Below are 26960 nucleotides of genomic sequence, written 5' to 3'. Positions count from 1 at the left end.
CGCGGCCCGGTGGGCGGCGCCCGGGAGCGGCGCCCCCGGCTCCGGGAGCGGTCTGCGCGGGCCATGGCGCCGTCCGGGCGGCCGGGCCAGGGTGCCGCCCGCCGGGCCGGTGTCCCGCGGCGGCCCGGCTCGCGGGGCGGCGGTAGCCACTCCCCGCCGCCCCCGGCGGTCTCGGGGAACGGCACTGCCCCCTCGTCCGCCGCCGGGGCGGGCGGGTCGTTGAACGGCTGGTCAACGCGCCGGGAGCGCGGCCGGCCGGCCCGGGACGGGCGTCGTCCGGGCCGGGAGCGCGGCGGGGGCTGCCCGGGGAACACGCATCGCACGAACGTTCGAAACTTGGTCTATGGTGGTGGTGAGAGGGGGAGACGAGAGCGGATTGATCCAGGAGGTGCGGGTGCCCGGTTTCACGCATCTGCACACCGTGTCCGGTTTCTCCGTACGGTACGGGGCCTCGCACCCGGAACGGCTGGCCGAGCGCGCCGCCGAGCGGGGCATGGGCGCCCTCGCCCTGACCGACCGCGACACCGTCGCGGGCGCGGTCCGCTTCGCCAAGGCCTGTGCCGGGGAGGGCATCCGCCCGATCTTCGGAGTCGAACTCGCCGTACGCGAACAGACCGCACGGGCCGCCCGCCCGGCCGTCCGCGCCGAACGCCGGCGCACCCCGGTGCGCGGCGGCGCCTTCATCGACGAGTCCGCGCCCCGCGTCACCTTTCTCGCCCGCGACGGCGCCGCGGGCTGGGCGGAGCTGTGCCGTCTGATCACCGCGGCCCACGCAGCGGGTGGCCGGCCGGTCCTCGGCCGGGGCTTCCTGGCCGGAGCCGACGGAGCCGACGGAGCCGACGGAGCCGACGGAGCCGACGGAGTGACCCGGGCCGCGGCAGCCGCCGGGACCGACGGCCTCACGGTGCTGCTCGGCCCGGACTCCGAGGTGGGCAGGGCCCTCGCCGGGGGCCGTCCCGACCGGGCCGCCCGGCTGCTCGCGCCCTGGCGGGACCGGTACGGCGACGCACTCCGTCTCGAAGCCGTGCACCACGGGACCGGGGGCACGGGCCCCGGCTCGCTCCGCCTCGCCGCCCGCACCGCGGGCTTCGCCGCCGAGCAGGGGGTGCGGGCCGTCCTCAGCAACGCCGTGCGCTACGCCGATCCCGGCCAGGGCCCCGTCGCCGATGTCCTCGACGCGGCCCGCAGGCTCGTCCCCGTCGACCCCGCCCGGGGGCTCGACAGCGGCGAGCGCTGGCTCAAGGGCGCGGACGGCATGGCCCGCGCGGCCGAGCGGATCGCCGAGGCGGCCGGATGGCGCCGCGACGCGGCACACCGGCTGCTCGCCGTCACCGAGGAGACCGCCGCCGAGTGCCGGGTCGACCCCGAACGCGACCTGGGGATGGGGTACGCCTACTATCCGGAGCCGCATCTCGTGGGGGCCGCCGGACGCGGCGCCCAACGCGTCCTCGCCTCTCGAGCCGCGGCCGGGATGGTGCTGCGCGGCTACGACCGGCTGCCCCCGGCGCGGGCCCGCGCCTACTGGGAGCGGATGCACGCGGAACTGGACGTCATCGCCTTCCACGGCAACGCCACCTACTTCCTGACGGTCGCCCAGGTCGTGGACGACGTGCGGGGGATGGGGATCCGGGTGGCCGCCCGGGGCTCCGGCGCCGGATCTCTCGTGAACCACCTCCTCGGCATCGCGCAGGCCGACCCGGTCGAGCAGCACCTGCTGATGGAGCGCTTCCTGTCCAGGCGCCGGTTCGTGCTGCCCGACATCGACATCGACGTGGAGTCCGCCCGCCGGCTGGAGGTCTACCGCGCGATCCTCGACCGCTTCGGCGAGGAGCGGGTCGCGGCCGTCGCCATGCCCGAGACCTACCGGGTGCGGCACGCGATCCGGGACGTGGGCGCCGCGCTGAGCATGGACCCGGCCGAGATCGACCGGCTGGCCAAGGCGTTCCCGCACATCCGCGCCCGCGACGCCCGCGCGGCCATGGAGGAACTGCCCGAACTGCGCGAGGTGGCGAAGGAGAGGGGCGGCCACCGCAGACTGTGGGAGCTGGTCGAGAGCCTGGACGCGCTGCCGCGCGGTGTCGCCATGCACCCGTGCGGGGTGCTCATCTCCGACTCCTCGCTGCTGCGGCGCACCCCCGTGGTGCCGACCAGCGGTGAGATCCCCCACGGCACCGAGGGCACGGGAGGGTCACCCTTCCCCATGTCGCAGTTCGACAAGGAGGACGTCGAGGACCTCGGGCTGCTCAAACTCGATGTGCTGGGCGTACGGATGCAGTCCGCCATGGCGCACGCCGTCACCGAGATCGAGCGGACCACGGGCCGGCGGATCGATCTGGACGACCCCGCCCAGGTGCCGCCCGGCGACCCGGCGACGTACGGGCTCATCCGCTCGGCCGAGACACTGGGCTGCTTCCAGATCGAGTCGCCGGGACAGCGCGATCTCGTCGGCCGGCTGCAACCCGCGAACTTCCACGACCTGGTCGTGGACATCTCGCTGTTCCGGCCCGGGCCGGTCGCGGCGGACATGGTGCGGCCGTTCATCCAGGCGCGGCACGGGCGGGTGCCGGTCCGCTTCCCGCATCCCGATCTGGCCGGTCCGCTGGCGGAGACGTACGGCGTCGTCGTCTTCCATGAGCAGATCATCGAGATGGTGGACATCATGACCGGCTGCGGCCGGGACGAGGCGGACCGGGTGCGGCGCGGGCTCTCCGACCCCGGGTCGCAGGAGCGGATCAGGTCGTGGTTCGCCGAGCGGGCGGAGCGGAAGGGGTACACGGCCGAGGTGGTCGCGCGGACCTGGGAGATCATCGAGGCGTTCGGCTCGTACGGCTTCTGCAAGGCGCACGCCGTCGCCTTCGCCGTACCGACGTACCAGTCGGCGTGGCTCAAGGCGCACCATCCGGCGGCCTTCTACGCGGGGCTGCTCACACATGACCCCGGGATGTACCCGAAGCGGCTGCTGCTGGCGGACGCCCGTCGGCGGGGGGTGCCGGTGCTCCCGCTCGATGTGAACCGGTCCGCGGTCGCCCATCGCATCGAACTGGTGTCCGATAGCAAGGGTTTCGGTGACGGCGATTCCGGTGACGGCGATTCCGTTGGCGGGAGGCCCGCTGGCAGGGCGCCTGCCGGCGGGGGAGTCGCGGGTGGAGGAGCCGCGACCTGGGGGCTGCGGCTGGCGTTCTCCGATGTCCACGGCATCGGCGAGGCGGAAGCGGAACGGATCGAGGCCGCGCAGCCGTACTCCTCACTGCTGGATTTCTGGGAGCGGGCCCGTCCCGGACGGCCGGTCGCGGAACGGCTGGCACAGGTCGGCGCGCTGGACGAGTTCGGCGCCAACCGGCGCGACCTGCTGCTGCACATCGCCGAACTGCACCGTGCCCAGCGGAGTTCGGTATCCCGTGTCCGCCACGGCGGCCACGGCGGACAGCTCCCGCTCGACGGCGGCCGCGGGACCGCTTCCGTCGGACTGCCCGATTTCAACGAGGCCGAGCGGCTCAGCGCAGAGCTGGGCGTCCTCGGTATGGACGCGTCCCGTCATCTGATGGCGGACCACCATGTCCTCCTCGGCGAACTCGGCGCGATCCCCGCGAAGCGGCTGCGGGAGGCGGAGCACGGTGCGACGGTGCTGGTCGCCGGTGCCAAGGCGGCCACCCAGACACCGCCGATCCGCTCCGGGCGGCGGGTCATCTTCACCACCCTGGACGACGGTACGGGCCTGGTCGACCTGGCCTTCTTCGACGACAGCCACGAAGCGTGCGCCCATACCGTCTTCCACTCCTGGCTGCTGCTGGTGCGCGGCGTCGTCCAGCGCCGTGGGCCGCGCAGCCTCAGCGTGGTCGGTTCCGCCGCGTGGAACCTCGCGGACCTGATCGAACTCCGGCGCACGGGCGGCCTGGACGCGGTGGCCGAGCGGCTCGCCGCGGCGGGCGCGCAGGCCGGCGGGGACGGAGGAGGCGGCGGGGGCGGCGGAGACGGAGGGGGCGGAGGAGGCGGCGGCGGGGACGCGGATACGGGTACGTCCGGTGCCCGGGCCGGGGGCGACCGCCGCATCAGGATGTCCACCGGGTACGAGATGAACGCCTGGGCCGATCTCCGCCCGGCGGGTGAAGGGGCGGCCCCGGCGCGGAAGTTGTGGCACCAGAGCCCGGGGAGTGCGGGATGACGATCAGGCAGGGGAACGCGCTTTCTCCGCGCGGCGACAGCGCATCGGACGGTACGGGGGAGTCCGTGCCGTCCGTGCCCGTGCCGTCCGGGGGGTCCGTGCCGTCCGTGCCCGTGCCGTCCGGGGGGTCCGTGCCGTCCGTGCCCGTGCCGTCCGGGGGGTCCGTGCCGTCCGTGCCCGTGCCGTCCGGGGGGTCCGTGCCGTCCGTGCCCGTGCCGCCCGTGCCGCCCGTACCGTCCGTACCGCACACATCGGACGCGCCGGCCGGAGGGGCGGACGCGCCGACCGTCCTCTGTGTGCGGTTCCGCGGCGCCGGCGGAGAGGCGCCGGACGGTGCCGCCTATGCGGGGCTGCTCGGAATGCTCGGTGCGTTCACCCCGGTGGTGGAGGCGGTCGGCCAGGACGGCGCGCTCGCCGATGTGCGTGGCGCACTGCGGTACTTCGGCCGGGACGCCGCCGGGCTCGCCTCGGTGATACGGGTGCGGGCCCTCGCCCTGTACGGCGTCGACTGCGTGATCGGCGCCGGGCCCAATCCGCTGCTCGCCAGGATGGCGGCACGGGAGGCCGGTCCCGGTACGACCGTGATGGTGGGGGACGCGGCGGAGTTCCTCGCCGGCCGCCCGGTCGCCGCGCTGCACGGCGTCGGCACCGCGACGGCCCGCGCGCTCTGCGGCTACGGGCTCGACACCGTCGACCGGCTCGCCGCCGCCCCCCTCGCCGTGCTCCAGCGGATCCTCGGTGCGCGCACGGGCCGGGAGGTGTACGAGAAGGCCCACGGCATCGACCGGACCCGGGTCGTCCCCAACGCGGCGGCCCGCTCCGTCGCGGCCGAACGCGCCTTTCCCCGGGACGAACTGGACCGCGACAGGCATCGCCGCGCACTGCTCTCGCTCGCCGGGGAACTGGGGGCGGGGATGCGCAGGGAGGGTCAGGTGTGCCGTTCCCTGACGCTCACCGTGCGCTATGCGGACCGCACCACGACCACCAGGACCCGTGTCCTGTCCGAGCCGACCGCGCACTCCGCGTCGCTCACCGGTGCCGCGTACCGGCTCCTGGACGCGCTCGGCCTCCAGCGTGCCCGGGTGCGTGCTCTGGCACTGCGGGCGGAGGGGCTGGTCCCGGCCGAGCGGGCCGCGCGTCAGCTCAGCTTCGATCCCGCCGATGACAAGGCGCGCCGGCTGGAGGCGGTCGCCGACCGGGCGCGGGCGAAGTACGGCCCCCGGGCGGTCATTCCGGGCTCTCTCGCCGCATAAGCCCCACCTTAGTGTTTCCCTGAGTAACCACGCGGCCACGGGGCTTGACGGTATTTCAGTTTTTACCAACGCGTAACTTCCCAGTCTTAGTTACTCGTGCGTACGTTGGCATGAGCACGCCCTCCCTGTGGTCCGGACCACAGGGCGAATCGCTGCATCCCCCCACATCCCCCACATCCCACCCCACATCTCACCCCGTATCTCGCGCGTCCCCGTGCGCTCGCACATCCCCGCATCCCCCGCATTCCGATGCGCATCCGCATCAAGCTCGTATCCCCTCATCAACTCCGCATTTCCCTTGAGCCGCAAGGAGATCGCACCATGCTGTCCTGGAAGCGTGTCCTCAGACCGCTGACCGCCGTCCTGCTGGCGGTGGGGATCGGCCTCGCGCCGGCCGCCACCGCCCACGCGGCCGCCCCGTCCAGCGGCTGGAACAACTGGTCCTGCAAGCCCTCCACCGCCCATCCCCGCCCGGTGGTCCTCGTCCACGGAACCCTCGGGAACTCCGTCGACAACTGGCTCGGCCTCGCGCCGTACCTCGTCAAGCGCGGCTACTGCGTCTTCTCGCTCGACTACGGCAAGCTTCCGGGTGTCCCCTTCTTCCACGGGCTCGGCCCCGTCGCGGAGTCCGCCGAGGAACTCGACAGCTACGTCGACCGCGTCCTGGCCACCACCGGCGCCGACGAGGTGGACATCGTCGGCCACTCGCAGGGCGGCATGATGCCGCGTCACTACCTCAAGTTCCTCGGCGGCGCCGACGAGGTGAACGCCCTCATCGGAATCGCCCCGTCCAACCACGGCACGACCGTCCACGGGCTCACCGGCCTGCTCAAGTACTTCCCGGCCGCCGAGCACCTGCTCAAGACCGTGACCCCCGCCTTCGCCGACCAGATCGCCGGCTCCCCGTTCCTCACCAAGCTGAACGAGGGCGGCGACACCGTCCCCGGCGTCCAGTACACCGTCATCGCCACCAAGTACGACGAGGTCGTCACCCCCTGGCGGTCGTCGTTCCTCGACGGACCGAACGTGAAGAACGTGGCCGTGCAGGACCTGTGCGCCCTGGACTTCTCGGAGCACGTGGCCATCGCCCTGTTCGACCGGATCGCGTTCCACGAGGTGGTCAACGCCCTTGATCCCGCGAACGCCACCAGGACGACCTGCGCGTCGGTCTTCCACTGAGCTGAGGCCGCCAGACGGGTCGCCAGACGGATCGCCTGACGGCCGGCACGCCCAGGGCCGTCCGGCGCGGGCCGTCCGGCCCAGGGCGGCGGTGCGGCGATCCCGTCGCGGCCGCCGCGGCCGTCCGTTCCGCCCTTTCCTCTGCTCCGTCTGCTTCGTCTGCTCCGAAGCGGCGAGGGTGCCGCCGCGTTCACTCCGCGGCGGCACCCTCGCCGTGTCTCCATCGTGCCCGGCTCAGCGCCCGGCCCTGCGCCGGGTGGCCGCGCGCACCACGGCCGCGCCGAGCAGGACCACCGCGGCTCCGGCGGCGGCGAGATACGGGGTGCCGCCGTCACCGCCGGTCTCGGCGAGGCTCTTCCCGGAGCCGTCGCTCTCGGGGGCGCTCCCCTCGCCGGAGGTCCCGCCGTCCTTCCCGGTGTCCGGCCGCGCAGCCGCCTTCGGAGTGGCGGGGGCGGCGCCGGTGCCCGGCGCCCCGGAGCCGCCGTCCTCGCCGTCCCCTCCGCGTCCGCCCTGTCCGCCCCGTCCTCCGTCTGCTTCGCCTCCGCCGGGTCCGCCGTGTCCTGCGTGTTCGCCGTGTCCGCCGTGTCCTTCGTGCTCAACGCCGGACTTGTCCGCACCCTGCCGGATCTGCTCGTCCGAGGGGGCGGAGGCGGTCGGTGCCGGGGCGCCGCCGCCCGCCGAGCCGCCGGTGTCGCGGCCGAAGACCACGTCCGAGCAGGTGTAGAAGGCCTCGGGCGAGTCGGACCGCTGCCAGATCGAGTAGACCAGGTGGCGGCCGGACCGCGCCGGCACCGTCCCGTCGAAGACGTACTCCCCGTTCACCAGCCCGGGATCCGTGACCCTGGCGAACGGCCGCGCCTCCAGATCCGACCACCTGAGCGGCCTCGACGGGTCGTAGCCGTCCTTCGTGAGGTACAGCTCGAACGTACCCCGGTGCGGGGCGGTCGCCTTGTAGCGGAACGTGTGGACGCCGGGCGTGAGCCTCGACGCGGGCCAGTCCGCTCTCGGCAGATCGAGGCCTTTGTACTTGTCCCGGTCGGCGCTGCACAGCCTGCCGTCGGGGATCAGCGACCTGTGGTCGCCCGCGGCGTCGGCGATGTTGACCTCGTTCCAGTCGTAGAACGCCTGGGTCCCACTGGCCGCGACCGCCGCCTTGCAGGCCGCGGACTTCGGGCTCTCCGGTCCCTCGGCGTAGCACGCGGACACCCGGCTCACCGGATCCGTCATCGACCCGTGCGCGACGGCCGGTGAAGCGGCGAGCCCGGTCAGCGCGATCGGCGCGATCCCGAACGCGGCGACGGCGGCGGTCCTGCGGCGAGCGGTCATGGTGGGGGTCTCCTTCAGCAGTTGCGTAGGGGGAGGGAGCCCGGGCGGGGGCCCGCACCGCGGTGCGGCCCCGGGTCCGTCAGCGGTACCGACGTCCGGACCCCGCCCGGCGACCAGCAAGCTAGCCCGCCGAAACGCCGAGAAGGGCTGCTGCGGTGGGGTGACGGCGATCCTTATGGTCGCTTTAAGGGGCCGGTAAGCGGGGACTGAGGAACGTCGCGGATCGTGTGCGTACGCTCACTTGCCGTCGTGCATGCCGTCGCGCGTCGTGGCGCGTCGTGGCGCGGGCCGTCGGGCCACCCGTCGCGGCCACCTCGTCGTGTCAGTGGCGGCTGCCATGATCGGATGCATGACGACGATCGACTGGGACGCCGCCGCGGACACCTTCGACGAGGAGCCCGACCACGGGCTGCGCGACCCCGGGGTCCGCCGTGCCTGGGCGGAACGGGTGCGGCACTGGCTGCCGCCGGATCCCTCCGATGTGCTCGACCTCGGATGCGGTACGGGCAGCCTCGCCCTGCTCGCCGCCGAGCAGGGCCACCGGTTGACCGCCGTCGACCTCTCGCCGCGGATGGCGGACGCCGCTCGCCGCAAACTCGCCGGCACGACGGCCGAGGTGCTGACGGGACCCGCCGAACGGCCTCCGGTCGGGGGCCGGCGTTTCGACGTCGCGCTGGCCCGCCATGTGCTGTGGGCGCTGCCCGATCCCGAGGCGGCTCTCGCCCACTGGGCGTCACTGCTGCGCCCGGGCGGGCGGCTGGTGCTGGTCGAGGGGGTGTGGGGCGGCAGCGGACTGCCGGCTGCCCGGTTGATCCGCGCCCTGGGGCCGCTGAGCCGGCGGATCGACCACGAGCGGCTGTCGGACGTGCCCGGGCTCTGGGGCCGTCCGGTGCACGACGAGCGGTACGCCCTGGTGGCCCGGACGGAGCCGGTCCGCCGAGACGCGGTCGCCGAAGAGGCCGCTGACGTGGTCGCCGACGTGGTCGCCGACACCGTCGCCGGAGAGGCGGCGGGCGGGTCCGCCGATGCGGCCCCGGCCCGGCACAGCGAAGTCGTCGACGTCCACCTCGTCCTGCGGCGCGGCGACGACGTGCTGCTCGGCCGCCGGGCGGGCACCGGCTACGCGGACGGACTGTGGCACGCCCCGTCGGGGCACGTGGAGGACGGTGAGGACGTCCGCGCCGCCATGGTGCGCGAGGCGTTCGAGGAGACCGGCGTCGAGTTGGCGCCGGAGGATCTGCGCGTCGCCCTGGTCATGCAGCACCGGGGGCCCGGCGGCGCACCGCGCACCGGCTGGTTCTTCGAGGCGGTCCACGGGAGGGGCGGCCAGCCCGGCGCAGCGGCCCGGAAAGAGCCCTACAACCGGGAACCGCACAAGTGCTCGGAGCTGGCCTGGCACCCGCTGGCGGCGCTGCCCGAGGACATGGTCGCGTACAGCAGGGCCGGGTTCGCGGCGTACCGCAGGGGTGAGCGGTTCGTCCTCCACTGGCACGAGGACGACGACCCGGTGGGCCACGACCCGGCCGTCCCGGACCGCGCGGTGCCGCTGCCGATGACGGATGTCAGTCCAGCAGCCGGGTGAACCGGCCCTGCCGGGCGAGGAGTTCCAGGGTGTCCAGGGCGTGCTCGGCCTGCTCGGCCGCCCGGGGGTCCCGCTCGGTGAGACCGCTCGCGGCGAACTCGTCCTCGTCCAGCCGCAGGACCAGGGCGCCGTCGGCCGACACCCACAGATCCAGGTCCAGGTCCTCCACCACCAGCTCGCCCCCGGACACCCGGGCGGGCCGGGTGATGTCCGTGTACCAGCCCTTCAGCGTCCCGTCTCCCGCCCGGACCTCCTTGACGGCGTACCAGCGGTCGCGCCAGTAGTACTCGGTGAAGACGTCGCCCGGTTCGAAGCGGACGAACCCGAAGTCCTTCACGCCGTCACCCGCCCACGGCGCCCGGACGGTGATCCGGGTGCCGTCGTCGGCGACGACCACCGCCGGATAACGGATCTTCGTACGACCGGCCTTGACCAGGGTGACATCGACCCGGGAATCACCCCAGCGTGCGGACATGGCGCACCTCCGTCGCGCAGATCTCGTAGCCGAACCACTCGTTGACGGCGAGCATCGGGGCGTTGCCCGCGTCGTTGCCGGTGAACGCTTCGCTGCACCCGGCGTCCCGCGCCCGGTGCAGCGAGTCGTTCTTCACCAGCTTGGCCAGCCCGCGGCCACGGTACTCCCGGAGGGTGCCGGTCATGGCGGTCCAGTAGCGGGTCGCGCCGTCCGTGCGGGCCGCGCTGAAGGCCACCGGGCGTCCGTCCGCGACGGCGACCGAGGTCAGGTGCCGGCTGAGCATCGGATGACCCCAGGTCTCGTCGAGCCAGTGGCCGTAGTCGGTCAACTCGGTCGGCACATCGCCCGGTTCGTCCGCCGACGCGGCGGCGTCCAGCTCGAACAGCGGCCGGGGGTCGCCGGCGAAGTCGGATGCCGGCACGATCCGCACCCCGTCCGGCGGGGTCCGCAGCGGCGGCAGCGTCCCGCCGGCCAGATCGAGGCGGAGGAAGTGCGCGGTGCGTCCGGCCCGGTAGCCGTGCCGCTCCGCGAAGGCACGGTGCCCGGGCTCGTCCAGCACCCAGGTGTAGACCTCGGTGGCGCCCGCACCGGCCAGATACTCCTCGGCGGCGCGCACGACGGCACTACCCGCGCCCCGTCCGCGGCGCCCGGGGTGCACATAGACGTTCGCGTACCCGACCCCCGGTTCGGGACTGTCGTGGGCGAGCCCCACCTGGGCCGTGCCGATCAGCTCCCCGTCCTCCTCGGCGACCAGCGGCCGGTAGCGGGAGTTCGGATGCGCATGCTCCCCCTCGAACACCAGGGCCTCGGGGGTGACGGGCAGGAACGGAAGTGCGGCGTGGCGGACCCGGGCGACGGCTTCGGCGTCTCCCGGCGCGCGGAAGGCGCGGACGATCACGGTCATGAGGCGGCACGCTACGCGCGCGCCCCCGTGCACGCCCGTCATTTTCCCGGGGCTCCGCAGCGGCGTGCCCGGACCCCGGAAGTGGGGGACAATCGCGTAGTGACCTTGAAAATCGTCATCGACACGGACGCGGCCCCCGCGCCCTACGAACAGCTCCGCTCCCAGATCTCGGCCCAGGCCCGCTCCGGCGAACTGCCCGTCGGATACAAACTGCCCACCGTGCGGGGACTCGCGGAGGATCTCGGCCTCGCCGCCAACACCGTCGCCAAGGCGTACCGGGCCCTCGAGGGAGACGGGGTGGTCGAAACCCGGGGCCGCAACGGCACGTTCGTCGCGGCGGCCGGTGACGCCGCCGAGCGCCAGGCGGCGGCGGCCGCCCAGGCGTACGCCGAACAGGTCCACCGCCTCGGCCTGTCCCGCGCGGACGCGCTCTCGGCGGTGCAGGACGCGCTGCGCGCCACCTACCGGAACTGACCCCGGGTCGGGACCGGGACCCGGGCCGGGACCATGACCGGGATCGGGGTCAGGACCGGGATCGGGGTCAGGACCGGGACCGGGATCGGGATCGGGATCGGGATCAGGACCATGACCAAGAGCGGGATCAGGACCGGGGCCGGGACCGGGTCCGGCAACCGGCTGACCGGTGGTGCGGTGCGGTCCGGCGCGGTCCGGTGCCCGGCGGCGTGGGCAGGGTCCGGGCCGGGGCCGCTGACCAGGGGCTGCCCCCTCAGAGGTACAGCCCGGCGTCCGCCCCTTCGTGCTGGGACGGCACGGACGCCGGCACCGTGCCCCGCCGCAGGGCGTACAGCTCCGCCAGCGTCGCGCCCTCGCGGCCGACCCCCTCCTCCGCGCCCAGCCAGGACACGGCCTCCTCGCGGGTGAGCGGGCCGACCTCGATCCGCGCGAGACAGCGGCCCGGCCGGACGACCGCGGGGTGCAGCCGCTCCAGGTCCTCGTTGGTGGTGACACCCACGAGGACGTTCCGGCCCTGGCCGAGCAGCCCGTCCGTCAGGTTCAGCAGCCGGGACAGCGCCTGGCCCGCGGCGTGCCGGGCCTCGCCGCGGATCAGCTCGTCGCAGTCCTCCAGGAGCAGCAGCCTCCAGCGTTCCTTGGCCGTCCCCTCGTCCTCGCCGATCGCGATGTCCATCAGATAGCCGACGTCGTTGAACAGCCGCTCGGGGTCGAGCACGCAGTCCACCTGGCACCAGTCGCGCCAGGAGCGGGCCAGCGTCCGCAGCGCGGACGTCTTCCCCGTGCCCGGGGGGCCGTGCAGCAGGAGCAGCCGGCCCGCGATGTCGTCCGGTGTCACCTTCATCAGCCGGTCCATCGCCTTCGCCACCGGGGCGGTGTAGTTGGGCCGGACCTCGTCCCAGGTGCCGGCGCTGATCTGGCGGGTCGTACGGTGCGGGCCGCGGCGCGGCGAGACGTACCAGAAGCCCATGGCCACGTTCTCGGGCTGAGGCTCCGGTTCGTCCTGGACCCCGTCGGTCGCCTGCCGGTGGACGTGCTCGGCGAGTTCGGAGCTGACCGCGGTGACCGTGATGTCCGCACCGCGGTTCCAGCGGGAGACCAGCAGGGTCCAGCCGTCGCCCTCGGCGAGCGTCGCGCTCCGGTCGTCGTCGCGCGCGGCGCGCAGCACCCGGGCGCCCGGCGGCAGCAGCGTGGCGCCGGGCTTGACCCGGTCGATCGTGGAACTGTGCGAGAACGGCTGCTCGCCCGCCGCGAAGCGGCCGAGGAACAGCGCGTCGACGACGTCCGACGGCGAGTCGCTGTCGTCGACGTTGAGCCGGATCGGCAGAGCGTGCTCAGGCGTGGCGGTCATGGCGCCATGATCCGGCACCTCGGCCCCCGGTGCACGGCCTTTTGGGTCGTGCCGCCGGTCTCCGCGCCCGCTCCCCGTCCGGCCGCCCGGGCACTCAGGTGCGCAGCGACCGGGCCGCCCTCCTCGTACGGCGCAGGACGGCGTACCCCTTGGTGAGGGCCCGGTCCCGGGCGAAGCCGAGTGCCACGTGCCGGCCCTCGACGAGCCGCTCGAACTCCCCGGTGCCCGTGGAGCGCCGCACCGTCACCCGCTCCAGGGCGTACGGTCCCTGCCGCCGGCGGGCCAGGGCGTTCCCCACGGCCAGCGACTGCGTGTATCCCGCCGCGCGCACCGCTCGGCGGACCCGCCGGCTGGAGTAGCCGTAGGGGTAGGCGAACGAGACCGGGGCGGTGCCCAGTTCGGCGGTGATGATCTCCCCGCAGCGCAGTGCCTCGGACCGGAGCGGGCCGTCGTCCAGCTGGTCCAGCTGCGGATGGGTGTGCGAGTGTCCGCCGATCTCCGTGCCGGCCGCGGCGAGTTCCCGTACCTGCCCCCAGTCCAGCATGGTGTCGGGCGCACCGCCCTCGTGGTGCGGGCCCCGCAGCCAGCCGGTCGACACGAACAGCGTCGATGCGAAGCCCAGCTTGTCGAGCACGGGAAGGGCGTGCCGGTGCACGCCCTCGTAGCCGTCGTCGAAGGTGATCAGCACCGGCCGCGGCGGCAGCGGTTCCCCGTGCCGCCAGGCCCGGCCGAGCCGCGCGGTGGTGACCGGGGTGAACCCGCGTTCGCCGAGCAGTTCCATCTGCTCGGCGAACGCCTCCGGCGTCACCGACAGCCGGTGCGCGGCCGGCGCGGGCCGGTGCGCCACCGCGTGGTACATGAGGATGGGGACGGCCTCGTCGTTCACCGGATGCCGCCCTCCAGACGCGGGGTGTGTGCGGTGATCGGGCCGTACGAGAACGCCACCCCGGGGCGGGTGCGCGCCCGTGCCGCGGCGTACCCGGCCGCGGCCGCGGCCACGCCGACGGCGATGGCCCCGGCGCGGCCGGCTCCGCCGGGCCGCCGCAGCACGGCGTCCCGCAGGCCGCGCAGCACGCCCGCCGGGAGCACCCGGGTGGTGTAGCGCCGCTCCGTCTCCAGGCCCCTGCGGCTGCCGACGCTGCGTGAGACCAGGGCCTTGGACAGCCCCTCGGCGTAGGCGCGGGTGCGGAAGTAGCGGAAGCTCTCCCTGGCCGCGGGGACCTTGTGGTGGATGACGGCACGGTCGTCGATCAGCAGCACCGCGTCCGGGAGCGCCCGTCGGAGCCGTATGCAGAGTTCGGTCTCCTCGCAGCCCAGGGGCCGTCTGTCGCCGTCCCTTCCGATGCCGGTGGCGAACCCGCCGACGGCGTCGAAGGCGGTGCGGCGGAAGGACGCGTTGCCGCCGAGGACGTTGCGGACCGGGACCCGGCCGGGCGGCAGCCCGCGGTAGGTGCATCCGACGACCCAGTCGAACTCCTCGGGGAACCACGCCGGCCGGCTGCCCGAGGCCCAGACCGGCAGGGTTCTGCCGCCGACGGCCATCACCCGCGGGTCGCCGTAGCCCTCGGCCAGGTGCCGCAGCCAGTCGTGCTCGGCCACGGCGTCGTCGTCGAGGAAGGCCAGGAACTCGCCGAGGGCCGCGGCGACACCGGTGTTGCGGCCGGCGGAGAGGCCGCGGGGGCCCGCGTTGGCGAGCACCCGCACCTCCGCTCCGGGTGGCGATGGCTCCCGGCCGGCCGTGAACTCCTCGGTGAGCCGGTCGAGCAGCCGCGGGTTGTGGTCGACCACCACCAGCGTCTCCAGCGCCGGGAGTGACTGGCGGCGCACCGAATCCACGGCGGCGAGGATGTCCGTCCAGCGGTCCTCGGTGTAGACGCAGATCACCACGGAGAACGTCGGATGGTTCAAGGCGCTTCCTTTCGAGGGGAGTTGAGGCCGGTGGCCGGGCCGCCGCGGGCTGCGCGGCGGACGCCCTTCTCCTTGAGGATCACCCTGAGCACCCGCAGTCCGTCGCGGACGGCGCTGAGGTTGCTCACACCGTGGATGCGCAGGTACTCGTGGCTGGGGACCTCCTGGACCCGCAGTCCCGCCTTGACGACCCGGATGTTCATCAGGGTCTCGATCTCGAAGCCGGTGCAGTCGAGGGTGATGCTCTCCAGGCAGTGGCGCCAGAAGGCGTTGTAGCCGTAGCAGAGGTCCGTGTAGCGGGCACCGAACTTGGCGTTCACGATGCCGCACAGGATCCGGTTGCCGAGCTTGCGGATCGGCGTCATGTCGTCGGTTCCGCCGCCGTTGGCGAAGCGCGAGCCCTTGGCGAAGTCGGCGCCGCCGACCAGCGCGGAGACATAGCTGACGATCTCCTGGCCGTCCGCCGAGCCGTCCGCGTCGACCATGACGATGATGTCGCCGGTGCAGGCCGCGAACCCGCTGATGAGCGCGTCCCCCTTGCCTTTGCCGACCTGCTTGACGACCTTGACGTCGGGCCGCAGTCCGCGTGCGACGTCCACGGTGGCGTCCGTGGAGTTGCCGTCGACGAGCACGACTTCGTGGATCCACCCGGGCAGGGTCCCGAAGACGTGCGGGAGGTTCTCGGCCTCGTTCATCGCCGGGATCACGACGCTGACCGGCGGGGTGATCGCGAGGTGTGAGGAGATCGGGCGGTACCGGGCCGGTATCCGGTCGAGCGCGGCCGTGGCGGTGGACGCTGCCGTGGCGGTGTGCGTCGCCGTGACGGTGGACGTTGCCGCGACGGTGGACGCCGCCGCGGCCGGTTCGGGCGCACCGGCCCGGGCCGGCGGATCGTGAGGCCCCGGGACCGCCGGGCGCAGGAACGAGCTCATGAGTCGGTTTCCCTCTCGTCCGGTGGACCGCCCGCCCCCGGGCGGTCCGGATGAGTGTCCGGTTCGAAAGGGGGGTTGCGCTCACCCCGGCCAGGACGGCACGGATCTCCGTACAGGCTGAGCGAGCTGGCATAGCCGGCCGCGCGGTACGCGACTCGGCGCAGGTGCGACCGAGCGCGGCACCCCCCTACCGCGCCCCGCTCCGGACCGTCGCGACGTCAGACCCCTCCCCAGGAGTCGCCTTTGATGGTCCGTTGCGGGTGGATGTACGACGGTATTGATGATTGGAACTGTATGACAAGACCTGGCCGTAGGGCGCACTTTTCGGCTTCTTTCACCGCCGGGTCCTGGAATGCGCGGAACTGCTATGCAATGCGATGTCTGAGGGGCTGGAAGAAGTCGCAGTGACGGCTGTGGTGTGCATAACGCGGACAGGGGGTGTGCGGGGCGGTCCGGCCGTACACGGGGCGGCGCGCACGGCGTGCGCGGGCTGACCCGAGTGCCTCGAGCGCCGCTGCTCCGGTACCCGGCGCGGGGGGTGCCGGCGGGTGTGTGCCGGGGTGCCCGCGGATTACCGGAGATCGCTTGCACCGGCGTGTTTGTCCGCGCGTATGGAGCTTTGCCGCAATGCTGGGCAGTACCCGCCCGCCGTTACCGACGGGCCGTCAAGAACGACTGCGTAACACCCCTGTTGCCTGCCCGCGTTCTCTTTGGCATGAACACTTCCGGTGAACCAGGGGGCGTGCTACGACAGTTGAGCAGAGATCCCCCTAATGGGAGGTTCCATGAAACTGTCCCGAATCGCGGCATTCTCGTCCTCGCTCCTGCTCGGCGCCGTCCTCGCCCTCACCGGCACCGGTCAGGCCCGGGCCGCGCAATCCGCGGCCGCGGTCGACTATGTGGCCCTCGGCGACTCCTACTCCTCCGGCCTCGGCGCCGGCGCCTACCTGAGCAGCAGCGGCTCGTGCAAGCGCACCAACCGGGCGTACCCCGCCCTCTGGGCGTCGGCCAACTCGCCCTCGTCGTTCGCCTTCACCGCCTGCGCGGGCGCTCGTACGGGGGACGTCCTGGCGAGCCAGCTCGCCCCCCTGCACGCCGGCACCGATCTCGTGTCCATCACTATCGGCGGCAACGACGCCGGCTTCGCCGAGGTCATGACCACCTGTGTGCTCCAGTCCGAGAGCACCTGCGTCGCCCGGGTGGAGGAGGCCAAGCGCTTCGTCGACTCCACCCTCCCGTCCCGGCTCGACTCGGTGTACTCGACCATCAGATCCAAGTCCCCGTCCGCCCGGGTCGTCGTCCTCGGCTATCCCCGCTTCTACAAGCTCAACGGCAGCTGCATCGCCGGACTCACCGAGAGGGAGCGCGCCGCGATCAACGGCGGGGCAGACCACCTCAACGCGGCCATCGCCAAGCGGGTCGCCGACCACGGCTTCACCTTCGCCGACGTCGTGCCGACCTTCACCGGGCACGAGATCTGCTCGGGTGCCTCGTGGCTGCACAGCGTCAACTGGCTGAACATCGGCGAGTCGTACCACCCGACGGCCTCCGGGCAGTCCGGGGGCTATCTGCCGCCGTTCCGGACGGCCGCCTGACGAACGGAGCGACCCCCTTGCGGGAGCCGCGACGGGTGCGACCGCCCGGCACTCTCCTCCTACACCACCCGGGCCCCGCCACCCACTCCGGCCGTGGCGCCGCGGGACCCCTGTCCCGCGCGGGGGCAGGCCGTGGTGCACCGCGCCGCCGGTGTGCCGGGGTTCCGCACGGTGTCTTCCCGCCACTCCGTGGGATCCACCCTCGCGACTTCCCCTCGCCCACGGGGAAGTCGCCCTGCCCTCGCGAGCCGGACGGGCCCGGGGCCCTGGCCCGTGCGGCCCGTGCGGCCCGTCCGGCCCGTGTGGTGCAGGTGGCGCTGGAGTGAGGTGGGCGAGGTGGGCGAGGTCGGCGAGGTGGGGCCGGGGCCGCGAACGGCGGCGGGCGCACCGGGCGGCGGCAGCGGTTGTGCCGCTGCCGGGCGGGTGACCACGGGGTCCCGGACGGCCCGTTTCCCACCGCCACCGCCACCGCCGCCGCCACGGCCGCCGCAACCGGCGCCCCGCCCATGGTGAGCCCCGGGCCCCGAGGCGGAGCGACCCGTCCGGTGACACTGCTCCACCCGGCTCAGCCCATGGCTCCCGCCGCCCCCCTGAGCGCGAGTCCGCACCCCAGCAGGACCACGGTGAGCGCCGTTCCGATCGGTGCCGACCGCTGGACGAGACCGGCCAGCCGCCCGGCGGTGCGCCGCCGGGCCAGCCGCGCCGCGATCCGGCCTCCCAGCCGCACGACGGCGAACCCCGCCGCGGTGAGGGTGAGGGCCAGCCCCGCCCCGTAGGCGACGACGAGGAGCAGCCCGAACCAGGCGTGGCCGAGTGCCGCGGCGCCGACCAGCACGACGACGGCGGACGGGCTGGGTACGAGGCCGCCGGCGAGACCCAGCAGAATGCTGCGGCGCAGGGGGCGCTGACCCTGGGAGCCGTGGTCGAGGCGGTGCCGGTCGCCGGCGGCGGGGTGCTCACGGCCGGTGCGACGGTGCTCGTGCTCGTGCTCGTGGTGGTGCTGGTGGTGCCCCGGCCCTGGCTTGTGCCCGTGCCCGTGCCCGTGGCCGTGCTCGTCCCCGTGCCCGTGCCCGCGCCCGTGGCCGTGCTCGTGGGTGTGCCCGTGGGTTTGCTCGTGCCCGTGGCCGTGCCCGTGCACCTGCGCGGCGTCGTGCCCCCGGTCCTCGCCCTGGTCATGGCCGTCGCCGGCGCCGTCACCGCGGGAGTTCGTGTGCGTGTGCGTGTGTGTGTGCGTACGGAACCGCCCGCCGCCGAGCCAGTGGACGTGTGTGTGCCCCCGCCCGTGCGCCCGGTCCTGCCACGCCCGCCGCGCCAGCAGCGCCCCGGCCACGGCGACGAGGATCCCGCTCGCCATACCCAGCCAGCCGACGACGGCGGGGGTGACGGCCGATCCCGCCACGATCAGGGCGCCCAGGGCGAACACGCCCAGGGTGTGGGTGACGGTGACGGAGGCGCCGAGCGCGAGGACCTCCCGCAGCGAACTCCGGCCGCCCGCCGCGGCCGCCGCGGCCATCAGGGTCTTCCCGTGGCCCGGGGCGAGTGCGTGGAGCGCTCCCAGCACCAGGGCGACGAGCAGTGCGAGCGCACCGAACGGCACGGTGAGATCGCGGCGTTCGACCAGCCCCGTCAGGGCCTGGGTCCAGCGGTCGACACCGCGCGGCAGCACGGACGGGGGCGCCGCCGCGGCAGCCGCCCCGTCGAGCGCCGGTCCGCCGGGTGCGACCGTGAGCCGCGCCGCGGTGTGGGCCGGCGGGGACTCCAGCAGCCGCTGGGGATACGCGGAAAGCCCGCGGGACACGGACTCACCGGGGACGTCCGACGCGGCCAGCGTCGTGCGGTCGGCGCGCGCCGTGATCTCCCGCCAGCCGGCACCCTCACCGGGCGCGGCCGTGAACACCAGGTCCGCCTCTCCGCCCGGCAGCGGCGCGCGCAGCGCGCACTCGACGCGGAGGGTGGGCAGCCCCGCCTGGCCGGGCCGGACCTCGGCGCGCGCGGACCCGGTCTCGAGCGGCACCGTGCGGCCGTCCACGAGCAGCCGGGCCGCACCGGCCGCGGCGCCGCAGCGCTCCTCCGCCCAGGCCGCCAGCTCGGCCGGGGCCATCTCCCGGGGCCGGATCCGCGCGGTCGGGATCTCCGCCAGGTCCTCGACGTGGTCGACGCGCAGCTCGCGCTCGGCGACGACGAGGCCGTCGTAGCGGTTCACGGAGAAGTTCCCCAGCGGGTGCGCCACGGCGGGCGACCCCGTGCCGAGGAGCAGGGCGGCCGCACCGGCCGCCACCGCCAGCGCGGCCCGGAGCGGCCGCCTCCGGCCCGGTGCCCGAACGCCCTCCGGCTTTCCGTGTGCGGTGCGCTCGGGCCGCGGACGGCGGGGGTCCCCGGTTCCGGGGCGCGCTGTCCGGCCGGCGGCCGGCGGCTCTGCGGGTGCGGAGTGCCGGCTCTCCGGGCGGTTCGGGGGCCCGCTCCGCCCTCGCGCCGTTCGGCCGGTCACCGGTGGCGCGGTGTGCGGGCCGGCCGCCGCTGCCTCCCGGGGCTTCCGCTTCTGGGAGATCAAGAAGGGCTGACGCCCGCCTCCGCCCGCCCCGTGGCCGGGGGAGCCGGCGCCGACGACTTCCCCGAGCAGCTCGCCGAACTGACCCGCTTCCTCGACGACGACTTCCCGGACGGGCACCCGTACGCGCGGATCCACGCCGTCCCCGGCCCGGTGCAGGCCACCGCTCCCGGCGGGGTCCAGTCCGCCGCCCGGCCCCCCGTCTGGCTGCTCGGCTCCTCCGGCTTCAGCGCGCGGCTCGCCGGGACGCTCGGTCTGCCGTTCGCCTTCGCCCACCACTTCGCGGCACGCAACACCGTTCCCGCGCACGAACTGCTGCCCGCCCTGCCTGCCGCCGCCCACGGCGCGGCCGGCTGCCCGGCGGCCGCCGGGCCCGTGCTCGACCTCGCGCCGGGGCGCGCCCCGCCCGCGCTCGCGGCTCCCGGACCGATAGACCTCTCCGTACTGCGCGTATAGGCCGCGGCACCACTCCGCACTGTCCGTAACCCCTGCGCCACCCCGAGAGGCAACATCATCATGCCCACGTCACGCACTCCTGCCCGCGGCGGCACCCGCCCCGCCCGCTCCGTCAAGCCGTTCGCCTACGGCGCCGCCGTGGCCGCCGCCGCGGTGCTGCTCGGCTTCGTCTCCTACACCGCCACCAAGCCCGACGACCCGGCGACGGGAGGGCACTCCGTGGCCGACGTCTCCGCCGAGCCGGACGCCGGCGTCTACCCCGAACTGGAGAAACTCGCCCGGCGCGACGCCGGCGACCCGCTGGCGCTGGGCCGCACCGACGCGCCCGTGGTGATGGTCGAGTACGCCGACTTCAAGTGCGGCTACTGCGGGAAGTTCGCCCGCGACACCGAGCCGCAGCTGATCCGGAAGTACGTGGAGAAGGGCGTTCTGCGCATCGAGTGGCGCAACTTCCCGATCTTCGGAGAGGAGTCGGAGGCCGCTGCCCGGGCCGCCTGGGCCGCCGGGCAGCAGGGCCGCTTCTGGCAGTTCCACAAGGCCGCGTACGCCGACGGCGCCAAGGAGCAGGGCTTCGGCGAGCAGCGGCTCAGGGAACTCGCCGCGGCGGCCGGGGTGCGGGACCTGGCGCGTTTCGGCCGCGACGCGGACAGCGAGGAGGCGCGTCAGGCCGTGGCCAGGGACCAGGAGGAGGGCTACGGGCTGGGCGCCACGTCCACGCCGTCGTTCGTCGTCAACGGCCGTCCGATCGCGGGCGCCCAGCCCGAGCGGACCTTCGTCGAAGCGATCGAGGCGGCCCGGGAGGCCGCGGCCACGGAACCCGCGGGACCCGAGTCGGCCCCGACGACCCCGGCCCCGGGTGCGACGGCCCCGGGTGCGACGGCGCCCGGCGACACCGCCTCGGACGGCACCGCTTCGGGCAGCACCGCCTCGGGCGCGGGTGCTCCCGGCGGGACCGCCGCCGCGACCCCGGCGCAGGACGCGGCGGGCGGCGAGTGAGCGACATCGGCTATCTGGCCGCCTTCCTGGGCGGCCTGCTCGCTCTGCTCAGCCCCTGCAGCGCCCTGCTGCTGCCCGCGTTCTTCGCGTACTCGATCGACACCACGTCCCGGCTGATCGCGCGTACCTGCGTCTTCTACGCGGGCCTGGCGACGACCCTGGTCCCGCTGGGTGCAGCGGGCTCGTTCGCCGGACGCCTCTTCTACGGCCACCGCGACCTGCTGGTCGCGGTGGGCGGCTGGCTGATCATCGTGCTCGGGGTGGCCCAGCTGGCGGGCCTCGGATTCGCCTCCCGCCGCCTCACCGAGGCCGGCGGACGGATCCGCCCCACCACCGCGCTCTCCGTCTACGCCCTCGGCGCGGTCTACGGACTCGCCGGCTTCTGCGCGGGTCCGATCCTCGGCAGCGTCCTCACGGTGGCGGCCCTCAGCGGAAGCCCCGCGTACGGGGGTCTCCTCCTCGCCGTCTACGCACTGGGCATGGCGGTGCCGCTGTTCGCACTGGCCCTGCTGTGGGAACGCTGCGACCTGCCACGCCGACGCTGGCTGCGCGGACGCACCCTGCGGATCGCCGGGCGCTTCGAACTGCACACCACCTCGGCCCTGTCCGGCCTGTTCTTCATCCTCCTCGGCACCGTCTTCCTCGTCTTCGACGGCACGACCGCCCTCCCGGGGCTGCTGTCCGTCGACGACTCCTTCGCCGCGGAGCAGTGGGCCTCCTCCGCGGGGCGTGCGGTCCCCGACTGGTTGCTGCTCTCCCTGGTGGTGGCGGTCGCGGCGATCGTCCTCGCGGTTCGCGGGCTGCGCGGGCGGGACCGGGTGTGACGGCTGCCTCCCCGCGGAGCGGGTTTCCGGCGGGCAAGCGGTCCGCTGCGCCGGCTTCCGGCAGGCAGCGCGAACAGTGGGGGCGGAATGCCGGCGGGCACAGCCGAGGGGCCGAATCCACGGGCCGACGCACCGTCACTGCCACGCTCGAGCCGTGCGCGTCCAGGGGAGCTTTGCCGGCCGACACCGGCGGGCGTCCATGACGCGAGCCGGGGCAGCGACCGTCGGCTTCGATGTCTCCATCCGAGCCGGATCGGTTCCCCGGCGACATCGGGGACCGCTGGTCGCCTACCTCTACCGCATCGACCGCGCCGAGCCTATGCGTCCGATGACGGCGGCCCGGTGGGCGGCATTCGCCAAGGCCAACGCCGCTCGCCGCAAGTGTCCCGAGTGTGGCAGGGATGCGGGCTACGTCATCCCGTCCTTGCTTGGTGCTTGCGTGCCATGTGCCTACCCGGAGCAGCCGGAGGCTGCTTGAACCAGACCCGGCGCTAATCCAGCACGAACGCGACGACTTGGCACACTCGGTACTTCAACCGGTGCCAGCCGTTGCAGAAGCGCTTCGGAGCCCACCACCTCCGCTGTTCGAGCGGTCGACGACAAAACCTGCACTCCAGCGGATCGACCTCGATCTGTATCGACCTCATGCCGCGAACCTAGCGGCCCGTGCGACCAGGGAGCACCAAATGGAATCGCTGCCTGAGCTCCCCCGTGTGGTGCGGCTCCCGGATGGCACGCACGTCTACGCCGACCCCACCGCCCTTCCCGCCCAGCAGTCCACCGGCCCGCAGGTGGTGCACATCCACCAGGCGCCGCCGGACCGCACGGTGCAGCGCGTCGTCCTCGGTTCCGGGGTCGGCGCCGGTGCGGTCGCGGCCGGCGTCTACTTCGGCCCGCTCCTCGTCGGCGACCTGACCGCCATCGCCGCGAACCTCGCGCTGCTCGCCTTCATCGCGCTCGTCCTCGGCTGGGCCGTCGTCACCGTGACCCGCTCCGTCACCAACAGCACCAGCAAGCGGGGCCGGAAGGCCCGGTGAAAACAGCGGGAGGCAGGCACAGGAGCGGGCCGCCGCCGGCATCGAGTGGAAGGAGAACGGACTGATCTTCACGTCGCGTATCGGCACCCCGCTGGAGCCGGACAACCTCCGGCGGAGCTGGTACCCGCTTCGGAAGCGGCTCGGGCTGGAGATCCGCTTTCACGATCTCCGTCACTCGGCCGTCTCGCTGCTGCTCGATCTGGGGGCTCCGCCGCACATCGTCCGGCAGATTGTTGGCCACAGCGACATCGGCGTGACGATGAAGATCTATGCCCATGCCTCACTGGACGAGCAGCGGAAGGCCCTCGGGAAGCCGGGAGACACACTCACCTGAGAGCCGTTGGCGTACCGGTTGGCGTAACCGATACGAGAACACCCCCGCCGAAGATCTTCGACGGGGGTGTTTGCCCTGGTAGGGCTGCTGTGGCTGGGGCCGGGGTCGAACCGGCGACCTTCCGCTTTTCAGGCGGACGCTCGTACCAACTGAGCTACCCAGCCGCGCGACTCGGAAGTCGCAGCGGTCCTGACGGGATTTGAACCCGCGGCCTCCACCTTGACAGGGTGGCGAGCACTCCAAACTGCTCCACAGGACCAGAGGTGATGCATTGCGCGAGAGCCAGTCTCGCACACGGTGGTGCGTGCCCCCAACGGGATTCGAACCCGTGCTACCGCCTTGAAAGGGCGGCGTCCTGGGCCACTAGACGATGAGGGCTGAGGGGCCCACCTGGGCGCTTCGCAGCGCGTCGGGGACGTGAGAAGCATATGGGATGCGGGGAGCTATCGCCAAAACGGTTTACGGGGCCGGGGACGGCAGGCCCGTCGTGGGCGGTGTGCGGGGCGCCTGCGGGCCCTGCGGCGGAGGTGCCTCCGCCAGGTGGCGGCCTACCTCGGCCGTCGTGAGACCCAGCCCCCCGAGGGTGATCTCGTCCCAGGCCTGGAGGGTGCGCGTGTCGCGGTCGAGGTAGAGGACGGAGGCGCGGACCTTCTCCGGCTCCTCGCGTTCGACCGCCCGCAGCCCCCCGCCGCCCGTGGAGCCCTCGATCTTGAGGCGGGTGCCGAGCGGGAGGATCTCGGTGTCCCGGCGGTGGACGTGGCCCGCCAGGACCAGCGGTACCTCGCCGTCCGCCTCGCGGGCGGCCACGGGGTTGTGGGCGACCGCGATGTCGGCGGGCGTTCCGGCCGCGCTCTGGTCGCGCAGTGCCGAGGCCAGCCGGATCCCGGCCATGCGTTCGGCGGGGTCGCCCGCGGGCACCGTCGACCGGTCCGGCGTGAACTGCGGGTCGCCGATGCCCGCCACCCTCAGGCCGCCCACGGTCACCGCCCGGCCCTCGTCGAGGACGTGGACGTTCTTCAGGCGCTGGAGATAGCGCTGTGTCACGAGCGAGTCGTGGTTGCCGCGGACCCAGACGTAGGGCGCGCCGAGGTCGGTGATCGGGTCGAGGAAGCGGTTCTCCGCCGCGGTGCCGTGGTCCATGGTGTCGCCCGTGTCGATGATCACGTCGATGCCGTACTGCTCCACGAGCGAGCCGATGATGTGCCACGAGGCCGGGTTGAGGTGGATGTCGGAGACGTGCAGCACACGCATGGTGCCCGGGTCCGGCTGGTAGACCGGCAGCGTGGAGGTCGCCTCGTACAGCTTGGTGACGTTGGTGACGAGCCGGGCCAACTCCTGCTGGTAGACGTCGAATTCGGTGACGATCGAACGCGCGTTGCCGACGACCGAGGGAGCGCTGCTCAGGAGCCCGGAGAACCTGGGCTCCAGCACCGACTTCGGGTTCCAGGTGCCCCATGCGCTCACCCCGGAGGCGGCCAGCAGGGCGAGGGCGAGGCCGCCGGCCGCGAGGGCCCGGCGCGGGCGGCGGTAGACGGCGAGGCCGAGGGCGGTGGCTCCGAAGACCACGGCGGCACAGGATCGCAGGGCGAGGCCGCGGGTGCCCTCGGTGACGTCCCGGCCGATCTCCTCCTGGAGCCCGGCGATGCGCTCGGGGTGCTGTACGAGCGCCTGCGAGCGGACGGGGTCGAGCCGGTCGATGTTCACGTCGAGGCGGATCGGCGCGATGTGCGAGTCGAGTTCGAGGGCCCCGAGCGGCGAGACGTTGATCTTCGTGCCGCCTGAGACGGACGGCCGGAGCGCCATGCTCGTGTCCACGGGGCCCACCGGGGTGCGGACGGCCCCCACGATCAGCAGCCCCAGCCATGCCCCGAGCAGGGCGACGGCCATGAGCCCGAACGCCCGGCCGTACGGATGCGGGCTGTGGACCAGCGTGCTGACCGGGCTCGAGCGGTGGGACGGGCGGTGGCGCCTGAGGCGGACGAGGCCGGCTTGCAGGAGTTCGTGGGCGCGGGCCATTGGGCGCGTATGCCCGCGCCCGCGCCGGACTATGCCCCCGGCGGGGGGCGCTTGGGCCTGCCGGGCCGTACTGCCGGGCGCCCGCCGGGAACCGGCGCACCACGGTCCCCGGTGAGCCGTCAGCCCCAGCCCAGCTCGTGGAGCCGCTCGTCGTCGATGCCGAAATGGTGTGCGATCTCGTGGACCACCGTCACGGCGACCTCGTGCACCACGTCGCCGGGGGTCTCGCAGTAGCGGAGCGTCGGGCCCATGTAGATGGAGATGCGGTCGGGGAGTACACCGGCGTACCACTCCCCGCGCTCCGTGAGCGGCGTCCCCTCGTACAACCCCAGCAGTTCGGGGTCGGACGGGTCGGGCTCGTCCTCGACGAACACGGCCACGTTGTCCATGACCCGGGTCAGCTCCGGGGGGATCGTGTCCAGCGCCTGGCTCACCAGCTCTTCGAATGCTTCCCGCGACATCTCCAGCACACGTCCATTGTCGGGGAAGACGGCCGGTATGGGTGCTACTCCGTCCCGTGGGGGCGCGACGGTCGCCGGGGCGCCGTGGGCGGGCGGGCGCCGGGCCGGGCCGGTGGCGGCGCCCGCCGTGCGTCCGGGCGGCCGTGCACCGGGCGTGTCCCCCGCGGGGCTCGGGGAGTTGGGCAGGGAAACCGCGTCCTGTGCCCCGGAGGTGCCACCCGTGCGCCAGTTGTCCGCCCCCGGCCGTTGTGCCGTCTGGATCGCCACCGCCCTGGCGGTCGCGGCCTCAGCCGGCTGTGTGAGCGTGAGCGACGACGCCGACGGGCCGGAGCCGGCGAAGTCGCCGCAGCGGCGCGGCGCCACCGCCGAACCGGACGGCGGTGGCGCCGCGCCGGGCGGCTCCGGAGGCCGGGGCCGTACCGGCATGGGCGGTACGGAGCCCTCCGGCGGTGCCGGCACGGGCAGCGGCGCCGCGGAGGCGTCGGTGGGCCCGGCGGTGTCCGCGGTGCCGTCGGCTTCGCCCCCCGCGGCGGCGGGCGGTCAGAAGCCGCCGCCCACCAAGCGGCCGACCGAGCCGCAGGGCGAGCCGACGCCGCCCGCCGGGCCCACGGCCACGGCCACGGCCGAGCCGACACCGCCCGCCGAACCCGCGCCGTCGAGCCCCGATCCCGGTCCCACCGGGGAACCGACCGATCCGCCCACGGAGTCACCGGCCGCGGAGACCCAGATGGGCGCGATGCGGGAGGCCTTCGGCACGCGGGAGGGGGAGCCGAGCGCGGAGCCGGAGGCGTCACCGCAGACAGCGCCCGTCTGACGGCCGCCCTCTGACGGTCCGTCTTCTGCCGGAGCCCGCCGGGCGGCGGCCCTCGGACGGATCCCTTGCCGGCAGAACCCCGTCGGACCGGTCCCTGCCCGGCAGAACCGGTCCGACCGGCTCCCGCTGGACCGGTACTGCGTTCGGCTCGTCTGCGTTCGACCGGTGTGCGTCCGGCCGGTCTGGGTCCGACCGGCTCCCGCTGGACCGGCCCGGCGGCATGGGTGACCCGGCGGCGCGACCTCGTGACCCGCCGAGCGGTCCGGGCAGCGCCCGCGTGGAGCGGTGGAGCGTCCGGCGGCGCCGGCGCGGCGAACGGGGCCGGTGCGGCGAACG

Annotated in this window: 23 protein-coding genes, 3 tRNA genes and 1 pseudogene; 13 read left to right on the top strand and 14 right to left on the bottom strand. The window is 74.0% G+C overall.

The annotated features are described in order from the left end of the window. Nucleotides 1-343 precede the first annotated feature (343 nt). From DDQ41_RS05050 to DDQ41_RS05040, 3 genes are all read left to right on the top strand, one after another. A complete protein-coding gene (locus DDQ41_RS05050) occupies nt 344-4162 on the top strand; it encodes a DNA polymerase III subunit alpha (protein ID WP_109293389.1) in 3819 nt (1272 codons plus the stop codon). A gap of 296 nt (nt 4163-4458) precedes the next feature. Next, a complete protein-coding gene (locus DDQ41_RS05045) occupies nt 4459-5415 on the top strand; it encodes a DNA polymerase Y family protein (protein WP_109297546.1) in 957 nt (318 codons plus the stop codon). 321 nt (nt 5416-5736) lie between these two features. Next, complete coding sequence (locus tag DDQ41_RS05040; RefSeq protein WP_109293388.1) at nt 5737-6594, top strand: esterase/lipase family protein; 858 nt, start codon at nt 5737-5739, stop codon at nt 6592-6594. Between the two features lie 234 nt (nt 6595-6828). Here DDQ41_RS05040 and DDQ41_RS05035 read toward each other — a convergent pair whose 3' ends face one another. Further along, the gene (locus DDQ41_RS05035; protein WP_109293387.1) at nt 6829-7920 is read right to left on the bottom strand and encodes a lytic polysaccharide monooxygenase auxiliary activity family 9 protein; all 1092 of its coding nucleotides are present in this window, start codon (nt 7918-7920) and stop codon (nt 6829-6831) included. Between the two features lie 349 nt (nt 7921-8269). On the opposite strand from DDQ41_RS05035, the gene DDQ41_RS05030 reads away from it, so the two are divergent. Continuing rightward, on the top strand, nt 8270-9502 hold the full coding sequence (locus tag DDQ41_RS05030) for a methyltransferase domain-containing protein (protein WP_109293386.1): 1233 nt from the start codon (nt 8270-8272) through the stop codon (nt 9500-9502). On the opposite strand, the gene DDQ41_RS05025 is transcribed toward DDQ41_RS05030, so the two are convergent. Further along, a complete protein-coding gene (locus DDQ41_RS05025; protein WP_109293385.1) occupies nt 9483-9977 on the bottom strand; it encodes a DUF402 domain-containing protein in 495 nt (164 codons plus the stop codon). The two genes, DDQ41_RS05030 and DDQ41_RS05025, sit on opposite strands and share 20 nt — an antisense overlap. Then, a complete protein-coding gene (locus DDQ41_RS05020) occupies nt 9958-10881 on the bottom strand; it encodes a GNAT family N-acetyltransferase (RefSeq protein WP_109297545.1) in 924 nt (307 codons plus the stop codon). The genes DDQ41_RS05025 and DDQ41_RS05020 overlap by 20 nt, the downstream gene beginning before the upstream one ends. 99 nt (nt 10882-10980) lie before the next feature. Here DDQ41_RS05020 and DDQ41_RS05015 point away from each other — a divergent pair, with 99 nt between their 5' ends. Then, complete coding sequence (locus DDQ41_RS05015) at nt 10981-11355, top strand: GntR family transcriptional regulator (RefSeq protein ID WP_109293384.1); 375 nt, start codon at nt 10981-10983, stop codon at nt 11353-11355. 253 nt (nt 11356-11608) lie between these two features. Here DDQ41_RS05015 and DDQ41_RS05005 read toward each other — a convergent pair whose 3' ends face one another. The 4 genes from DDQ41_RS05005 to DDQ41_RS04990 form a co-directional block, all read right to left on the bottom strand. Further along, nucleotides 11609-12703, bottom strand: a complete 1095-nt coding sequence (locus tag DDQ41_RS05005; protein ID WP_109293383.1) for a DUF5925 domain-containing protein — start codon at nt 12701-12703, stop codon at nt 11609-11611. A gap of 94 nt (nt 12704-12797) precedes the next feature. After that, nucleotides 12798-13589, bottom strand: coding sequence for a polysaccharide deacetylase family protein (locus tag DDQ41_RS05000; RefSeq protein WP_109293382.1), 792 nt, complete (start codon nt 13587-13589; stop codon nt 12798-12800). Continuing rightward, a complete protein-coding gene (locus DDQ41_RS04995) occupies nt 13586-14611 on the bottom strand; it encodes a glycosyltransferase family 2 protein (protein WP_109293381.1) in 1026 nt (341 codons plus the stop codon). Before DDQ41_RS04995 ends, DDQ41_RS05000 begins: the two co-directional genes overlap by 4 nt. Further along, nucleotides 14608-15543, bottom strand: a complete 936-nt coding sequence (locus DDQ41_RS04990; protein ID WP_109293380.1) for a glycosyltransferase family 2 protein — start codon at nt 15541-15543, stop codon at nt 14608-14610. The genes DDQ41_RS04995 and DDQ41_RS04990 overlap by 4 nt, the downstream gene beginning before the upstream one ends. Nucleotides 15544-16328: 785 nt before the next feature. Here DDQ41_RS04990 and DDQ41_RS04985 point away from each other — a divergent pair. Then, nucleotides 16329-17138: an SGNH/GDSL hydrolase family protein gene (locus DDQ41_RS04985; RefSeq protein WP_109293379.1), complete on the top strand. Its 810-nt coding sequence runs from the start codon at nt 16329-16331 to the stop codon at nt 17136-17138. 565 nt (nt 17139-17703) lie between these two features. Here DDQ41_RS04985 and DDQ41_RS04980 read toward each other — a convergent pair. Then, nucleotides 17704-19341 carry an urease accessory protein UreH domain-containing protein gene (locus tag DDQ41_RS04980; protein WP_262508358.1) on the bottom strand — a complete coding sequence of 546 codons (1638 nt, stop codon included), beginning with the start codon at nt 19339-19341 and terminating at the stop codon, nt 17704-17706. Nucleotides 19342-19731: 390 nt separating this feature from the next. On the opposite strand from DDQ41_RS04980, the pseudogene DDQ41_RS04975 reads away from it, so the two are divergent. The 4 genes and pseudogenes from DDQ41_RS04975 to DDQ41_RS32240 form a co-directional block, all read left to right on the top strand. Continuing rightward, nucleotides 19732-20001: pseudogene (locus DDQ41_RS04975) on the top strand (alkanal monooxygenase); the annotation flags it as partial. A 201-nt stretch (nt 20002-20202) separates the two neighbouring features. Further along, nucleotides 20203-21138: a DsbA family protein gene (locus DDQ41_RS04970; protein WP_109293377.1), complete on the top strand. Its 936-nt coding sequence runs from the start codon at nt 20203-20205 to the stop codon at nt 21136-21138. Then, the gene (locus tag DDQ41_RS04965) at nt 21135-21962 is read left to right on the top strand and encodes a cytochrome c biogenesis CcdA family protein (protein WP_109293376.1); all 828 of its coding nucleotides are present in this window, start codon (nt 21135-21137) and stop codon (nt 21960-21962) included. Before DDQ41_RS04970 ends, DDQ41_RS04965 begins: the two co-directional genes overlap by 4 nt. A gap of 199 nt (nt 21963-22161) precedes the next feature. Beyond that, nucleotides 22162-22440 (top strand): RRQRL motif-containing zinc-binding protein, encoded by a 279-nt coding sequence (locus tag DDQ41_RS32240; RefSeq protein ID WP_316684126.1) that lies wholly within the window; start codon nt 22162-22164, stop codon nt 22438-22440. Nucleotides 22441-22453: 13 nt separating this feature from the next. Here DDQ41_RS32240 and DDQ41_RS31595 read toward each other — a convergent pair whose 3' ends face one another. Then, nucleotides 22454-22609, bottom strand: coding sequence for a hypothetical protein (locus DDQ41_RS31595; RefSeq protein ID WP_167450237.1), 156 nt, complete (start codon nt 22607-22609; stop codon nt 22454-22456). A 39-nt stretch (nt 22610-22648) separates the two neighbouring features. Between DDQ41_RS31595 and DDQ41_RS04955 the strand changes: the two genes are divergently transcribed. Further along, on the top strand, nt 22649-22999 hold the full coding sequence (locus DDQ41_RS04955; RefSeq protein WP_109293375.1) for a DUF6251 family protein: 351 nt from the start codon (nt 22649-22651) through the stop codon (nt 22997-22999). 40 nt (nt 23000-23039) lie between these two features. Continuing rightward, entirely contained in the window at nt 23040-23333 is a 294-nt protein-coding gene (locus DDQ41_RS04950) for a tyrosine-type recombinase/integrase (protein WP_316684125.1), read from the top strand. Nucleotides 23334-23423: 90 nt separating this feature from the next. Here DDQ41_RS04950 and DDQ41_RS04945 read toward each other — a convergent pair. The 5 genes from DDQ41_RS04945 to DDQ41_RS04925 all read right to left on the bottom strand — a co-directional run bounded on the left by DDQ41_RS04945 (nt 23424) and on the right by DDQ41_RS04925 (nt 25819). After that, nucleotides 23424-23497: transfer RNA gene (locus DDQ41_RS04945), tRNA-Phe, on the bottom strand. A 20-nt stretch (nt 23498-23517) separates the two neighbouring features. Next, nucleotides 23518-23592, bottom strand: a tRNA-Asp gene (locus DDQ41_RS04940). Nucleotides 23593-23638: 46 nt separating this feature from the next. Next, nucleotides 23639-23711, bottom strand: a tRNA-Glu gene (locus tag DDQ41_RS04935). Between the two features lie 81 nt (nt 23712-23792). Next, on the bottom strand, nt 23793-25349 hold the full coding sequence (locus tag DDQ41_RS04930; protein ID WP_109293374.1) for a metallophosphoesterase family protein: 1557 nt from the start codon (nt 25347-25349) through the stop codon (nt 23793-23795). A gap of 119 nt (nt 25350-25468) precedes the next feature. Continuing rightward, nucleotides 25469-25819: a metallopeptidase family protein gene (locus DDQ41_RS04925; protein WP_109297544.1), complete on the bottom strand. Its 351-nt coding sequence runs from the start codon at nt 25817-25819 to the stop codon at nt 25469-25471. Nucleotides 25820-26030: 211 nt separating this feature from the next. On the opposite strand from DDQ41_RS04925, the gene DDQ41_RS04920 reads away from it, so the two are divergent. After that, entirely contained in the window at nt 26031-26624 is a 594-nt protein-coding gene (locus DDQ41_RS04920; RefSeq protein WP_262508357.1) for a hypothetical protein, read from the top strand. Nucleotides 26625-26960: the final 336 nt, after the last annotated feature.

It is taken from the genome of Streptomyces spongiicola (assembly GCF_003122365.1).
GTDB lineage: Bacteria > Actinomycetota > Actinomycetes > Streptomycetales > Streptomycetaceae > Streptomyces > Streptomyces spongiicola.
The sequence above is the reverse complement of the archived record's forward strand: the minus strand, read 5'-3'. Positions and strand labels throughout refer to the sequence as shown.

Bases quoted from the DNA above. Each gene is read 5' to 3' on its own strand.
- DDQ41_RS05050 (WP_109293389.1), top strand. From the start codon at position 344: ATGGTGGTGGTGAGAGGGGGAGACGAGAGCGGATTGATCCAGGAGGTG.
- DDQ41_RS05040 (WP_109293388.1), top strand. From the start codon at position 5,737: ATGCTGTCCTGGAAGCGTGTCCTCAGACCGCTGACCGCCGTCCTGCTG.
- DDQ41_RS05035 (WP_109293387.1), bottom strand. From the start codon at position 7,920: ATGACCGCTCGCCGCAGGACCGCCGCCGTCGCCGCGTTCGGGATCGCG.
- DDQ41_RS05030 (WP_109293386.1), top strand. From the start codon at position 8,270: ATGACGACGATCGACTGGGACGCCGCCGCGGACACCTTCGACGAGGAG.
- DDQ41_RS05025 (WP_109293385.1), bottom strand. From the start codon at position 9,977: ATGTCCGCACGCTGGGGTGATTCCCGGGTCGATGTCACCCTGGTCAAG.
- DDQ41_RS05020 (WP_109297545.1), bottom strand. From the start codon at position 10,881: ATGACCGTGATCGTCCGCGCCTTCCGCGCGCCGGGAGACGCCGAAGCC.
- DDQ41_RS05005 (WP_109293383.1), bottom strand. From the start codon at position 12,703: ATGACCGCCACGCCTGAGCACGCTCTGCCGATCCGGCTCAACGTCGAC.
- DDQ41_RS04990 (WP_109293380.1), bottom strand. From the start codon at position 15,543: ATGAGCTCGTTCCTGCGCCCGGCGGTCCCGGGGCCTCACGATCCGCCG.
- DDQ41_RS04985 (WP_109293379.1), top strand. From the start codon at position 16,329: ATGAAACTGTCCCGAATCGCGGCATTCTCGTCCTCGCTCCTGCTCGGC.
- DDQ41_RS04970 (WP_109293377.1), top strand. From the start codon at position 20,203: ATGCCCACGTCACGCACTCCTGCCCGCGGCGGCACCCGCCCCGCCCGC.
- DDQ41_RS32240 (WP_316684126.1), top strand. From the start codon at position 22,162: ATGACGCGAGCCGGGGCAGCGACCGTCGGCTTCGATGTCTCCATCCGA.
- DDQ41_RS31595 (WP_167450237.1), bottom strand. From the start codon at position 22,609: ATGAGGTCGATACAGATCGAGGTCGATCCGCTGGAGTGCAGGTTTTGT.
- DDQ41_RS04955 (WP_109293375.1), top strand. From the start codon at position 22,649: ATGGAATCGCTGCCTGAGCTCCCCCGTGTGGTGCGGCTCCCGGATGGC.
- DDQ41_RS04930 (WP_109293374.1), bottom strand. From the start codon at position 25,349: ATGGCCCGCGCCCACGAACTCCTGCAAGCCGGCCTCGTCCGCCTCAGG.